General features: G+C 70.5%; 11 protein-coding genes. 7 read left to right on the top strand and 4 right to left on the bottom strand.

Annotated elements, in window-relative coordinates; all coding sequences use genetic code 11:
• Positions 1 to 203: 203 nt before the first annotated feature.
• The gene (locus QSK26_RS38220) at positions 204 to 2822 is read right to left on the bottom strand and encodes a lysylphosphatidylglycerol synthase transmembrane domain-containing protein (RefSeq protein ID WP_285780244.1); all 2619 of its coding nucleotides are present in this window, start codon (positions 2820 to 2822) and stop codon (positions 204 to 206) included.
• Positions 2823 to 3194: 372 nt separating this feature from the next.
• Between QSK26_RS38220 and QSK26_RS38215 the strand changes: the two genes are divergently transcribed.
• The 4 genes from QSK26_RS38215 to QSK26_RS38200 all read left to right on the top strand — a co-directional run bounded on the left by QSK26_RS38215 (position 3195) and on the right by QSK26_RS38200 (position 7988).
• Positions 3195 to 3644 (top strand): RpiB/LacA/LacB family sugar-phosphate isomerase, encoded by a 450-nt coding sequence (locus QSK26_RS38215; RefSeq protein ID WP_285780243.1) that lies wholly within the window; start codon positions 3195 to 3197, stop codon positions 3642 to 3644.
• A 43-nt stretch (positions 3645 to 3687) separates the two neighbouring features.
• Complete coding sequence (locus tag QSK26_RS38210; RefSeq protein WP_285780242.1) at positions 3688 to 4434, top strand: isocitrate lyase/PEP mutase family protein; 747 nt, start codon at positions 3688 to 3690, stop codon at positions 4432 to 4434.
• 94 nt (positions 4435 to 4528) lie between these two features.
• Positions 4529 to 5914, top strand: a complete 1386-nt coding sequence (locus QSK26_RS38205) for a M28 family metallopeptidase (protein WP_285780241.1) — start codon at positions 4529 to 4531, stop codon at positions 5912 to 5914.
• Between the two features lie 28 nt (positions 5915 to 5942).
• Positions 5943 to 7988 (top strand): molybdopterin-containing oxidoreductase family protein, encoded by a 2046-nt coding sequence (locus QSK26_RS38200; RefSeq protein WP_285780240.1) that lies wholly within the window; start codon positions 5943 to 5945, stop codon positions 7986 to 7988.
• Between the two features lie 106 nt (positions 7989 to 8094).
• On the opposite strand, the gene QSK26_RS38195 is transcribed toward QSK26_RS38200, so the two are convergent.
• Both QSK26_RS38195 and QSK26_RS38190 read right to left on the bottom strand, forming a co-directional pair.
• The gene (locus QSK26_RS38195; RefSeq protein ID WP_285780239.1) at positions 8095 to 8589 is read right to left on the bottom strand and encodes a GNAT family N-acetyltransferase; all 495 of its coding nucleotides are present in this window, start codon (positions 8587 to 8589) and stop codon (positions 8095 to 8097) included.
• Between the two features lie 289 nt (positions 8590 to 8878).
• Positions 8879 to 9271, bottom strand: a complete 393-nt coding sequence (locus tag QSK26_RS38190; RefSeq protein ID WP_285780238.1) for a hypothetical protein — start codon at positions 9269 to 9271, stop codon at positions 8879 to 8881.
• Between the two features lie 556 nt (positions 9272 to 9827).
• Between QSK26_RS38190 and QSK26_RS38185 the strand changes: the two genes are divergently transcribed.
• Positions 9828 to 10013, top strand: a complete 186-nt coding sequence (locus tag QSK26_RS38185) for a hypothetical protein (protein ID WP_285780237.1) — start codon at positions 9828 to 9830, stop codon at positions 10011 to 10013.
• An 85-nt stretch (positions 10014 to 10098) separates the two neighbouring features.
• Complete coding sequence (locus QSK26_RS38180; RefSeq protein WP_285780236.1) at positions 10099 to 10563, top strand: hypothetical protein; 465 nt, start codon at positions 10099 to 10101, stop codon at positions 10561 to 10563.
• Positions 10564 to 10639: 76 nt separating this feature from the next.
• Here QSK26_RS38180 and QSK26_RS38175 read toward each other — a convergent pair whose 3' ends face one another.
• Positions 10640 to 11014 carry a VOC family protein gene (locus tag QSK26_RS38175; RefSeq protein ID WP_285780235.1) on the bottom strand — a complete coding sequence of 125 codons (375 nt, stop codon included), beginning with the start codon at positions 11012 to 11014 and terminating at the stop codon, positions 10640 to 10642.
• 206 nt (positions 11015 to 11220) lie between these two features.
• Between QSK26_RS38175 and QSK26_RS38170 the strand changes: the two genes are divergently transcribed.
• Entirely contained in the window at positions 11221 to 13044 is a 1824-nt protein-coding gene (locus QSK26_RS38170) for an acyl-CoA dehydrogenase (RefSeq protein ID WP_285780234.1), read from the top strand.
• Positions 13045 to 13046: the final 2 nt, after the last annotated feature.

Below are 13046 nucleotides of genomic sequence, written 5' to 3'. Positions count from 1 at the left end.
GGGGGGGGGCGGGGGGGGGGGGGGCCGCGGGGGGGGGGGGGGGGGGCGGGGGGGGGGGGGCGGGGGGGGGCGGGGGGGGGGGGGGGGGGGGCGGGGGGGGGGGGGGGGGCGGGGGGGGGGGGGCTGGCCTGCGGGGGTGGGTTCCCGCTTGCGGGGTGGGGGTGGCGCTTGTGAGGTGGGGTGGGGGTGGCGGGTGGGGTGGGTTAGATGGCTTCGTGGCGTTGGAGGTAGGTGAAGGCGGCCCAGCCTGGGAGGACGGGGAGCCAGAAGGTGAGAAGGCGGTAGAGGAGGACTGCGGAGGTGGCTACCTCGCTGGGGAGGCCGGACAGGGTGAGGCCGATGGAGAGGGACGTTTCGACGGCGCCCAGGCCGCCGGGGGTGGGGGCGGCCGAGCCGATGGCGTTGGCCGCCAGGAAGACCACGGCGACGACGGCGAAGTCGAGTTCTCCGCCGAAGGCGCGGACGCAGGCGTCCAGGCAGACGATGAAGGCCAGGGTCAGCATCAGCGTGCCGATGGACCCTTCGATGATCTTGCGTGGCGACTGGAGCACGTCCAGCAGCCGGGGCATCACGCCGGAGAACAGCGACCGCAGCCGCGTGGTGATCATCCTTCGCAGCGGCGGCACGCTCAGCACGATGAGCACGCTCACGGCCACCGCGAGCAGCGCGATCAGCAGGCCGCGCGACGGCGTGAACGACGGGGCCGCGGTCGAGCCGGTGACGTAGGCGAAGAACAGCAGCAGGCTGATGTGGAAGATCAGGCCGATCAGCTGCGAAGCGCCCACGCTGGCCACCGCGGGCCCCGAGGGGATACCGCGTTTCTGCAGGTAACGGGTGTTGATCGCGACGCCGCTCACGGCCGCGGGCGCGACCAGCTTGACGAAGGACCCGGCGAACTGCACCAGCACCGTACGACCGAGCGGCAGCGACTCCGGGACGAACCCCTTGAGCATCAGGGCGGCGGCGACGTAGCTGATGCCGGAGGCCGCCAGGGCCAGGCCGGTCCAGGCCCACTCGGCGGTGGTGACCACCTGGACGAAGTTCACCCTGGTGAGCTGGGAGAGCAGGATGTAGGCGGCCAGGGCGCTGCCGATGATCGTGACGAGTGTGCGCGGGCGCCAGCGCTCCAGGCGTACCTCGGCCACCTCGGCGCGGGGCTTCAGCTCGACGATCTGCTCGCGGATCGCCGAGAGCAGGTTCTTGTGGTGCCGGAGCGCCGCCCTGGTCTCCCGGGTGAGCGCTATGCGTTGCAGCAGCGGCAGCGCGCCGGCCAGGGCGTCCGGGCCGAGCACGGCGGCGGCGGCGCGCACCGACCGCTCGGCGCCGACCCGCAGCGCGAGGCAGGTGAGGAGCTGGGCGATGTCGAGCAGGAGCAGCAGGTCGCCGGCGGCGATCTCGCCGCTGCGCGCGTCGAGCAGCACGACGTGCCCGGCCGCGTCGAGGTGGATGCTCTCCCCGGCGAGCCGCCGGTGAGCGAGGCGCTGCGCCTGGAGCAGACTGACCTGCTGCCAGATCTCGTTCAGCACCTCGTCGGTGATCTCGTCGTCGGGGAGGTCCTCCAGGGCGCGCGTCTCCAGGTGCTCGTACGCGAGCAGGGCGGCCTCGGTGCCCACCTCGCTGGTGCCCAGCAGGCGGGGCGTGCTGACCCCGGCGGCCTGCGCGGCGTAGGCCATGAGCGCCTCGCGTTCGAGCTCGGCGCGGAGTGAGCGGATGGCGCGGCGGCGGGTCTCCGAGGTGAGCAGCATGCGCCGCCACAGCCGGTAGAGCAGGCCGGACACCTGGCGGTCGCGGTCCAGGAGCGTGACGTCGACACGGCGGCCGTCGGCGAGTCCCACGGCGTAGCGGCGGCTGCCCTGGAGGTCGTCCTCGATCCTGCGGGCCTTCACAGGGGTGAAGTTGAGCCTGCGCAGGGAGGCGATCATGGCGCTGCCGGGGGGCCGGGTGTTCGGGCTGCCGATGGCGTACAGCGTGCCGAAGCCGATGCCGAGGCCGACCAGGATGCTCGCCACGACGCCGAGCGCGGTCGCGGCGGCGCCGGTGAAGAGCGCGAAGACGTCCAGTGCGATGGCCACCCACATCAGCGCGCGCCAGGTCGGGCGGCGGGCGATGCGCACGGCCGTTATGTACGCGACGACCGAGGTGAGCAGGGTGTTGAGCGGTTCGACGCCGGTCCGGTCGCCGGTGAGGAGCTGGCGCAGGTCCTCGGGGCCCGCCGCGACCAGCCATTCGCCGAGGCCGAAGGAGACCAGCACGGCCATGATGGCCGCGATGAGTCCTTCCGCGACGCGCAGGCCGTCCCGGTGGAAGACGCGCTCGACGGCGAACGCCACCGGGATGATGAGCACCGCGCCGCCGCCGACGAACGCGGCGGCGAGGATCAGCGGCCCTGGCGCGCGGGCCGTGCCGACCTCCACGTCGGCCTCGATGCCGTTGAGGGTCTGCTTGGCGATGAGGCCCAGCAGGACGACGCCGGTGAGCAGGAGGAGCGTGGCCAGGAAGCGCAGGGCGTCCGACGGGCGCCTGAGCCGTTGCGGCAGCAGCGGTTCGACCACCAGCACCACCGGCGGCGGCTCCGCCTCACCCCCCGCCCCCTTCTCCACCACAGGCCCGCCAACCGCCGCTGGCCCGCTGCCCGCCGCTGGCCCGCTGCCCGCCATGCCCGCGTCGGACTGGGGTGGTCCGGCGTCGGGGGCGGTGCCGCTGGTAGGTGACTCGGGCGTGCTGGGCTCGGGTGTGGCCGCGGCGGCGGCACCGGTGGCGGCACCGGTGCCAGTGGCGGTGGCGGTGGTTTTGGGCTTTGGGTTGTCGGGTTCGGTGGTCATGTTCGGTGCCGCCCCCGGCTCCGTTGTGTTCTGATCCGGTGCCGGCTTTGCGGCTTTCCCCGGCAGCGTCCCCGATTCCATGGTTCTCCCCGACTTCGAACCTGAGCCCGGATCCGGCTCCTGGCCGGAATCCGGGTCCCTCCCCGGCTCGAAGATCGAACCTGCCTTCGATGTCGTGACGTCCGAAGGCATGTCGGAGTCTCCCACAGGAGGCTGCTTCGCCTCCGGTGGGTTCTCCACCCCGTCATGATCCCTGATTTGCGTCACCGCCCGCGATTCTGCCCTTTCCCGCCCGAAACCGCTGCACCCGCGATCGCACAAGCTCCCCGTGTTCCCATGCGATCTTCGTGAATAGCCTCCACAATCTGTTTCATGCGTATATCACTGGCCTCGGACAGCCTCGACGGTGTGGCGTCGTTGGTGGCTCCCGAGTTGGAAAGACGCGGCCATACAGTGATCCTGCATGGCGCACTGGCGGATGGGCGCGCGGATTGGGCATGGAGTTGCTCGGAGGCCGCGGCGGATGTCGCGGCGGGCCGCGCCGACCAGGCGATCGTGTGCTGCTGGACGGGCACCGGCGCGTCGATCGCGGCCAACAAGGTGCCCGGGGTTCGGGCGGCGCTCTGCGTGGACGCGGTGACCGCGGACGGCGCCCGTACCTGGAACGACGCGAACGCGCTGGCGCTCAGCCTAAGGCTCACCTCGCCGCAGGTCCTGGTGGAGATCCTGGACGCGTGGTTCGCGGGAACCGTCAGCCCCGAGGACGAAGATCGCGCGAACATCGCCCGCATCACCGAAGTGGACCGTGGGTTTTCCGGGTGATTGGCTCTGACGTGTCCTTTCGCGGCTGTCTAGCGTGGGGGGCATGACCGAACTCGCCAAGCGGCTCCGTGAGCTGCATCACCAGGGGCACCCTCTGGTTCTGCCCAATGTGTGGGATGCCAGAACTGCCCAGATCTTCCAGGAGGAGGGTTTCCCCGCACTCGCCACGCCGAGCAGCGGGATCGCCGAGTCGCTCGGCTACGCGGACGAGCAGCGGGCGCCGGTGGCCGAGATGTTCGCGGCGGCGGCCAGGATCGCCCGCGCGGTGGACGTCCCGGTCACGGTGGACGCCGAGGCGGGGTACGGTCTGGCGCCGGCGGAGTTCGCCGAGCGGCTGCTGGCCACCGGCGCGGTGGGCTGCAACCTGGAGGACACCGCCTACCCCTCCGGTGAGCCGGTCGGCGTGGCGGAGCAGGCGGCGTGGCTGGCGGCGGTCCGCGAGGCCGGGCCGGAGCTGGTGATCAACGCGAGGGTGGACGTGTTCCTGACCGGCGGGGGGTCACTCCGGGAGCGGGTCGAGGAGGCCGTGGAGCGGGCGAAGGCGTATCTGGACGCGGGGGCCGACTGCGTGTATCCGATCCTGGCGCCGGGCGAGGAGACGATCGGCGAGCTGGTCCAGCGCATTCCGGGGCCGGTCAACGCGCTGTTCCTGCCCGGCGGGCCGAGCGTGTCCCGGCTCGCCGAACTGGGTGTCGCCCGGGTCACCTTCGGCGGCGGGATTTATCACGCGATGTTGCACCAGGTCCGGCAGATGGCCCAGCAGATCAACGCGGGCGCGAAGCCGTACTGATTGTGGCGGTGAGGTCGCTGATGTTCCGGCGGCGACGCGCCGACCTGCGGGGATGGTTGGCTCCGCGCGAAGCGTGCTGTCACTCTGAGTGACTGTGCATGTACACTTGCTGGCCGCGCTCGCGGTCGTCTTCCCCATGACGCCCACGCCGTACTCCCCGCCCGCACTGGCCGACCGGGTCTCCGGAGCCGCGGTCAAGAAGCACCTGGAGGCGCTGCAGTCCATCGCTACCGCCGCCGGCGGCAACCGGGCCGCCGGGACGCGGGGGTACGAAGCCTCCGCCGACTACGTGATCGAACAGCTCAGGCAGGCGGGCTACCAGGTGAGGTCGCAGGTCTTCACCTTCCCGTACTTCCGCGAGTCCTCCCCGCCGGTCCTGCGCACCGGCGGCTCGTCCCATCTCGTCTCGACACTGAAGTACTCCGGATCGGGCGACGTCCGGGGCACCGCGACGCCGGTTCCCGGGCAGGGGTGCGCGGTGGGCGACTACCGCACGGTGGCCCGCGGCTCGGTCGCCCTGGTGCAGCGGGGCACGTGTTCCTTCGAGGACAAGGCGCGGCTGGCCCAGTCGGCGGGGGCCGGGGCGATGATACTGGTCAACAACGACGGCGAGCCGCCGCACGCGACGCTGGAGAAGCCGGGGGTGCGCATCCCGGTGGTGGCGGTCGGCCGTTCGACCGGGTCGCGCGTGTCCGGGCGGCAGGTACGGGTCCGGGTGAAGGCCGAGAGCGGCAGCCGCACGACCCGCAACGTGTTCGCCGAGACCCAGGGCGGCGACCCGAACCGGGTCGTCATGCTGGGCGCCCACCTGGACTCGGTGCAGGAGGGGCCGGGCATCAACGACAACGGCTCCGGCGCCGGGGCGCTGCTGGAGATCGCCCGGCAGCTCGCCGCCACCTCGGCCCGCACCAGCAACGGGCAGGTGGCGCCGCTCGGCACGGCCGTCAGCAACCGGGTGCGGTTCGCCTGGTGGGGCGCGGAGGAGCTGGGCCTGCTGGGCTCCAAGCACTACGTGCAGCACCTGTCGTCCGCCGAGAAGAAGTCGATCGCGCTCTACCTCAACTTCGACATGATCGCGTCGAAGAACTTCACCTACGGCATCTACGACGGCGACGACTCCGACAAGGACGGCGCCGGCCCCGGTCCGGAGGGATCGGGTGCGATCGAGAAGGCGTTCCAGGACTTCTACCGCAAACGCGGCCTGCCGTTCACAGGGACGGACTTCACCGGGCGGTCGGACTACGGGCCGTTCATCGAGGCGGGCATCCCCGCGGGCGGGCTGTTCACCGGGTCGGAGACGGTGAAGACGCCGGCCGAGGCGCGGCTCTTCGGCGGTACGGCGGGCGTCGCGAAGGACGCCTGCTACCACAAGTCCTGTGACACGATCACGAACATCAACGACACCGCGCTGGACGTGAACAGCGACGCGATCGCGACCGTGTTGTCCAAGTTTGCGACGCGGCTCCCGCGAAGGCGGTAAAAGCACCCTCACGGCTACCATCGAAGCCATGTCGGATGAATTGCGGGTTCTTGGGGCATGTCCGCTGGATTGCCCGGACACTTGTTCGTGGGTGGTGACCGTCCAGGACGGCAAGGCCACCCAGATGCGCGGGAATCCGGACAACCCTTATACACGTGGCGCTCTGTGCGTGAAAGTCAACCGCTATCTGGAACACGCCGGGGCCGACGACCGCATCCTGTATCCACTGCGGCGCGTCGGCCCCAAGGGTTCCGGCCGGTTCGAGCGCATCACCTGGGACGAGGCGCTCGACGAGATCTCCACCCGGCTCACCGCGATCATCGACGAGCACGGCGGCGAGGCGATCTGGCCCTACCAGGGCACCGGGACGCTGGGATACCTCCAGGGTGAGGCGGGCGAGGCCGGCCGCCGGCTGTGGAACGCGCTCGGCGCCTCGCGGCACGACCTGAACATCTGCTCCCGGGCGGGCAACTACGGCCTGCTGTGGACGAACGGCACGCCGGGCGGGATGGACCCGGAGAACCTCGCGCTGTCCCGGCTGATCCTGCTGTGGGGCACGAACCCGCTGACCAGCGGCCACCACCTGTGGAAGTTCGTGCAGGACGCGCAGAAGAACGGCGCCTACGTGGTGGCCATCGACCCGATCAGGACCAGGAGCGCCGAGCGCGCCGACGAGCACCTGCCCATCCGGCCGGGCACCGACGGCGCGCTGGCCCTGGGGCTGCTGAACGTCGTGCTGAGCGAGGGCGCCGAGGACCGGGACTACCTGGAGAACCACACGCTCGGCTGGGACGAGTTCCGGGAGGAGATCCTGAAGTATCCCCCGTCCCGGGTCGCCGAGATCACCGGGCTTCCCGAGGAGTCCATCCACAACCTGGGGAGAAGGCTCGCGCACACCCGCCCGACCGCGATCCGGGCCGCCCAGGGCATCCAGCGGCACGAGGGCGGCGGCGCCGCGCTGCGCACGCTCTCCTGCATCCCCGGCGTCACCGGCGACTGGCGGCACCCCGGCGGCGGCATCGCCTACTCCACCAGCGGCCACATGCCGCTGACCGTGGACACCCGGCCCGATTTGCTCGCCAGGCCGGTGCGCAAGCTCACCATGACCCGCCTCGCCGACGGCCTGGAGAACACCGCCGAACCGGTCAAGTGCCTGTGGGTCTACGGCGCGAACCCGCTCGGCAGCTCCCCCGACCAGGTCCGCATCCGCCGCGCGATGGCCCGTGAGGACCTGTTCACGGTGGTCATGGAGCAGTTCCCCACCGACACCACCGACTACGCCGACATCGTGCTGCCGGCGACCATGCAGATCGAGCACATGGACCTGCACGCCGGCTACGGCCACATGTACCTGCTGTGGAACGAGCCCGCGGTCGAGCCTCCCGGCGAGTGCCTGTCCACCACCGAGACCTTCCGCCGGCTGGCCCGGCACCTGGGGCTCACCGAGCCGTCGCTCTACGATTCCGACCTGGAGCTGGCCGAGCAGCTGCTCTCCGGCGGCCATCCCTTTCTGGAGGGGGTCACGCTGGACCGGCTGCGCAAGGAGGGGTGGGTCAGGCTCAACATCGGCGATCCGTTCACGCCGTTCGCGGACGGCTTCCCGACGCCGAGCGGGCGGCTGGAGTTCGTCTCCGCGCGGGCCGTCGCCGCGGGCCTGCCCAGGATCCCGGTCTTCGTCCCGTCCATGACCGCCCGTACGGCGGCGCCGGCCGGCTACCCGTTGACGCTGATCACGCCGGCCTCGCACAACTTCCTCAACACCATCTTCGGCAACAACCCCGAGTTGCTCCGCCGCGCCAAGGGGCCGCGCGTGCTGCTCAACGCCGAGGACGCCGCGGCCCGCGGCCTCACCGACGGCCAGCGGGTCCGCGTCTTCAACCCGACCGGCGAGTTCATGGCCGACGTGGAGGTCAGCGACAAGGTGCGGCCGGGCGTTGCCGCGACGACGAAGGGACACTGGGCCAAGCTGACCCCCGGCGGCGCCAACGCCAACGCCGTGGTCGGGGAACGCGACGCCGACATGGGCAGGGGCCCGGTCTACCACGACAACTTCGTCCAGGTGGCGGCGCTGTAGTCAGGCTCTGTGGTTTCGTGCAGGTAGAGGCGCTGTAGTCAGGCTCTGTGGCCGGGCTGGGGTCGGGCTGGGGTCGGGCTGGGGTCGGGCTGGGGTCGGGCTGGGGTCAGAGGTCTGCCAGCAGGAAGTGGGATTCGCCGACCGAGGGGTCCGAGGGCAGCGTGCCCCGGACGCCGGTCGGTGTGAAGCCCCTGCTCTTGTAGAGGGCGATGGCGGGCTCGTTGCCGTCCACCACCCACAGCTCGACCTCGGTGGCGTCCATCTCCCTGGCCCGGGAGAGCGCCGCGTCCACCAGCAGCCCGCCGACTCCGCGCCCGCGGGCGGCGGGATCGACCCACATCGCGACCAGGTGGGCGCGCCGGGGGTGCTCCGCACCGCCGGGCATCACCGCCACCAGCCCGGCATCCGCGCCGTCCACGGCCGCGACCAGGGTGGTGACCCCGCCGGCCAGCCGCTCCTCCCACCGCTCGGCGGTGAAGGCGGCCTCGACCGTATAGGTGGCGGCGAACGCCTCGGGCGACTCCGCCAGCGCCTTGAGCCGGATCTCGCGGTAACGCCCGCCGTCGCCCGGCACGAGCCGCCGGATCTGCACATCAGTCATGTCGTGGCATCCTGCCATCCGCGGTCACCGGTCTCCAGACAGGCCAAAGGCCCAGGCGGAGGGGCCTCCCTCGCCTGGGCCCTTGCTCGTCGTCCTGCGCGGCGTGCCTCTCAGCCGGCTCGCACGGCTGGTGAGGCGACCGCTCGGGATGGGCGGCCTGCCGTCGGCGGCACGACGAAGCGGGAATCCCCCGACCCCGGCAACCGGACGATCACGCTTCTTCCACGGAACGTGGTCGTCGGCTGCGGAAGAGAACTTCGGATGTCAGTGGCAATACGGGCGTCTGCGACTAGTTCCAGCCCGTGGTGGGCGCGGTGCCGGGCGCGGTCCCGGTGCCGGCTCCGGTCCCGTCAGCGGTCGCGGTCGCGGTGGCGGTGGTCGGGGTGCCGCCCAAGGTGTCCGTCGGGACGCCGATGTTGAGGTTGATCTCCTGGCGCGCCTGGCGGTTGTGGTTGCGCGCGTGGGTGCGGCTCAGGGAACGGGCCCAGGTGCGTGCCCAGGCGCGGTTCCAGTTCCGGTTGCGGTTCCAGTTCCACCGCCCGTGGCGGCGCCAGTCGTCGTCGCCGTTCATCAGAATGGGCGTCGCCGCGGCGGCGTGCGCCGTGCCGGTCATCGCGGCGGTCACCGCGCCCATGCCGACCATGCCCCCGCTGATCGCGGCACCGATCGCGAGAATGCTCACAGCCTTCTTCAGTTCGAGCATTACGTTTTCCCCCTTACGAAATGCTTTGGTCGATCGGGAAGAGTCATCCCAGTTGTCTTATTCTCCTCCACCGTGGACCGACAAACGCACATCGTCTGCTTTTGCTATCTACTTAAGATCTTGTCGTATCCTTCGGCCCCATATTTCGCGACTTACCGCCATTTACAGGAATTGATCTTGCTCTGGAACCGGCTCCACCCCAGGCAGATGGCCACATCCACCCAGATATTCACCATTCCACGATGACTCACACTCCTTATGGCGAAAGCCGTACTGTATACACCAATGCGGGTGTTATAACGAATGGGTGGATCTTCACATGTGTCCGTTGTGCATGGATAAATCCCCACACGGGAGAAATAGCGGAACATGCCGCCGCACCGCCGTGCCGGCGTCCGTGGCGCGGCGGGAGGGGCGTTGACGGGGGTCCGCCCCGCTGGTACATCTGAACTGCGCCCGTCCGTCTCGCCGGGCGCACGGGGCGACGTCCGCCCTTCCCTTTGACAGTGCTCAGGACTGGGGGGGAAGGAGCGATATGGGTTCTCTGTCGGCCCTGCTTGTGGCGGGTTCCGTCGCGCCGATCCTCTACGTGCTGCTGATGTGCTCGTCGGCCGCGGTGGCCATGGCCTCGAAACGGAAGTTCCGCCGCGACATGGCCTGGAAGGTCTTCCACGCCCTGGTACGGCACCGCCCCACCGACGCCGGGAAACCGCCCCCGTGACCCGGGCCCGCCGGACGACGGGTAGGGGAGCAATCAGGGTTCGTCCCCGATGTGGACGGGGACGGTCGTGCCGCAGATTGGAAGCATGAACGAACAGCTCACTCGACGCGATGAGATGTCACTCGCCGGCGCGGCCCTGCGGGGCGCGCCGTGGAAGCCGGCGGCGATGGCCGGCGCCACGGTCGCCGGCGCCAGCTTCGTCATGGGCATGCTGCTGCCCGGTCCCGCGGACGTCAGCTGGGCGCTGTCGCTGGGGATCACCGTGTTCACCCTGGTGGCCGCCATCGGCGCGGTGGCCAGACCGGGGGTGGGCGACCGGGTGACCCGCCAGGCCCGCCAGTGGTCGCTGAAGCACCCGTTCAGGTTCGCCCTGTATCCGGCCGCCGGGGCCGCGATCCTGTTCTACCCGATCCAGCTGATCTTCGACAACGACGGCGTGTTCGGGGCCGCGTTCGACAGCGTGTGGGGCGCCGCCCTGGTCTGGCTCATGGCGGGGCTGCTCGCCCTGCCGCTCAAGAACCGCGCGCGCCGCGAGCGCCTTACCCCGTGACCCTCCCCCCGGCGGAGCGCCGCCTCCGCCGGGAGCGCGGAAAGACCACGCTCGCCGCCGGGCGCGCGGCCGTCCGCTAGACCCGCTCGGCCTGACTGCGGACGATGCAGAACTCGTTCCCCTCGGGGTCGAGCAGCGTCATCCAGCCGGTGCCGTCGGGCCTGCGGAAGTCCCCGTGCGGCTCGGCGCCGAGGCCGAGGACCCGCTGCACCTCCTCGTCCCTGGTGGCGCCGTCGGCCGGCCACAGGTCCAGGTGCACGCGGTTCTTCACGCCCTTGCCCTCGGGCACCTTGATGAAGAGCAGGTCGGGGTGGCCGTCGGGGGCTTCGAGGAGCACTTCCTCGTCCCCGGGCTCGTAGCTCGCGACGGGCCAGCCGGTGAGACCGCTCCACCACTTGCCCAGCTCGTACGGCTCGGCGCTGTCGAAGGTTATCGTGTGAATTCCCAGCATGCGGTCAGCCAATCGCAACACCGGCGAAGCCGTCAAACGGGTTACTTTCCCCCATCCCTCACCGCAAGCTGCGCCCTCTCCGAGGGATACCACGATGTGCGCCGCCGGCCACGCTTGTCCGCTGTTACCGACGGGTAGCATAGGGGTAAGGTTACTGGCCAGTAAGACACGCGTCGTGGTAACGCCCGGTTCAAGGAGTGCAGGTCATGGGCCACTACAGGAGCAACCTTCGGGACCTGGAATTCAACCTCTTCGAGATGCTGGACCGCCGTGAGCTCTTCGGCAAGGGGCCGTACGCCGATCTTGACGAGGACACCGCGCACAGCCTTCTCACCGAGGTGAGCCGCCTGTCCGAGGGCGTGCTGGCCGACTCCTTCGCCGAGGGCGACCGCAACCCGCCGGTCTTCGACGTCGCCACCGGCTCGGTCAGGCTGCCGGAGGCGTTCAAGAAGTCGTTCCAGGTCATCATGGACGGCGGCTGGGCCCATCTCGACCTGCCCACCGACCTCGGCGGGCCGGGCATCCCGCGCAGCCTCGCCTGGGCCGCCGGCGAGATGGTCCTCGGCGCCAACCCCGCCCTCTACATGTACGCGGGCGGCCCGAAGTTCGCCTACACGCTGTGGCAGGTCGGCACCCCCGAGCAGAAGCGCTTCGCGGAGCTGGCCATCGAGCGGAACTGGGGCGCCACCATGGTCCTCACCGAGCCGGACGCGGGCTCGGACGTGGGCGCGGGCCGGGCCAGGGCGATCCGGCAGCCCGACGGCACCTGGCACATCGAGGGCGTCAAGCGCTTCATCACCAGTGCCGACCAGGACATGACCGAGAACCTCTTCCACCTCGTGCTCGCCCGGCCCGAGGGCCATGGCCCGGGCACCAAGGGCCTGTCGATGTTCCTGGTGCCGAAGTTCCACGTGAACCTGGAGACCGGCGAGATCGGCGAGCGCAACGGCGTCTACGTCACCAACGTCGAGAAGAAGATGGGCCTCAAGGCGTCCGCCACCTGTGAGCTGACCTTCGGCGACCGGGGTCCGGCGGTCGGCACGCTGGTCGGCGACGTGCACGAGGGCATCAGGCAGATGTTCATGATCATCGAGCACGCGCGCATGATGGTCGGCACCAAGGCCATCGCCGCCCTGTCCACCGGCTACCTGAACGCCCTGGCGTACGCCAGGGACCGGGTCCAGGGCGCCGACCTCACCCGGATGGCGGACAAGGCGGCCCCCCGGGTCACGATCATCAACCACCCGGACGTGCGCCGCGAGCTGATGCTGCAGAAGTCCTACGCCGAGGGCATGCGCGCGCTGGTGCTCTACACCGCGACGTTCCAGGACGCCGTGCAGATCGCGGAGGCCGAGGGTCGCAGGGACAAGCAGGCCGAGGAGATGAACGACCTGCTGCTCCCGCTGGTCAAGGGCGTCGGGTCGGAGCGGTCCTACGAACTGCTGGCCCGCTCGCTGCAGACGCTCGGCGGCTCGGGCTACCTCCAGGACTACCCGATCGAGCAGTACATCAGGGACGCCAAGATCGACTCCCTGTACGAGGGCACCACCGCGATCCAGGGCCTGGACCTGTTCTTCCGCAAGATCGTGCGGAACCAGGGCGCGGCCATCGGCCGGGTGATGGCGGAGATCAACGCCTTCGCCGCCTCCGAGGCGGGCAACGGACGGCTCAAGGAGGAGCGCAAGCTGCTCGCCCAGGCCGCCGAGGACGTCAAGGCGATGGGCGACACCATGGCCGGCTGGGCGTTCACCTCGCTGGAGCAGCCCACCGAGATCTACAAGATCGGCCTCAACACCACGAGGTTCCTGCTCGCACTGGGCGACCTCGTCATCGGCTGGCTGCTGCTGCGGCAGGCCGAGGTGGCGCTGGCCTCGCTCGCCGAGTCCGACCGGGACCAGGCGTTCTACACCGGCAAGGTCGCCGGGGCCTCGTTCTTCGCCCGCACCGTGCTGCCCCGGCTCACCGCCGAGCGGCAGATCGCGACCGCCACCGGGCTGGAGCTCATGGAGCTCGCCGAGGACGCCTTCTGACA

Origin of the sequence: Microtetraspora sp. NBRC 13810, assembly GCF_030268685.1 — a bacterium.
Lineage (GTDB): Bacteria > Actinomycetota > Actinomycetes > Streptosporangiales > Streptosporangiaceae > BSRQ01.
The sequence above is the reverse complement of the archived record's forward strand: the minus strand, read 5'-3'. Positions and strand labels throughout refer to the sequence as shown.

What these genes read in the sequence shown, in the direction of transcription:
- QSK26_RS38185 (WP_285780237.1), top strand. Translation starts at nt 9,828, where the DNA reads ATGGGTTCTCTGTCGGCCCTGCTTGTGGCGGGTTCCGTCGCGCCGATC.
- QSK26_RS38200 (WP_285780240.1), top strand. Translation starts at nt 5,943, where the DNA reads ATGTCGGATGAATTGCGGGTTCTTGGGGCATGTCCGCTGGATTGCCCG.
- QSK26_RS38210 (WP_285780242.1), top strand. Translation starts at nt 3,688, where the DNA reads ATGACCGAACTCGCCAAGCGGCTCCGTGAGCTGCATCACCAGGGGCAC.
- QSK26_RS38195 (WP_285780239.1), bottom strand. Translation starts at nt 8,589, where the DNA reads ATGACTGATGTGCAGATCCGGCGGCTCGTGCCGGGCGACGGCGGGCGT.
- QSK26_RS38220 (WP_285780244.1), bottom strand. Translation starts at nt 2,822, where the DNA reads ATGACCACCGAACCCGACAACCCAAAGCCCAAAACCACCGCCACCGCC.
- QSK26_RS38180 (WP_285780236.1), top strand. Translation starts at nt 10,099, where the DNA reads ATGAACGAACAGCTCACTCGACGCGATGAGATGTCACTCGCCGGCGCG.
- QSK26_RS38170 (WP_285780234.1), top strand. Translation starts at nt 11,221, where the DNA reads ATGGGCCACTACAGGAGCAACCTTCGGGACCTGGAATTCAACCTCTTC.
- QSK26_RS38175 (WP_285780235.1), bottom strand. Translation starts at nt 11,014, where the DNA reads ATGCTGGGAATTCACACGATAACCTTCGACAGCGCCGAGCCGTACGAG.
- QSK26_RS38215 (WP_285780243.1), top strand. Translation starts at nt 3,195, where the DNA reads ATGCGTATATCACTGGCCTCGGACAGCCTCGACGGTGTGGCGTCGTTG.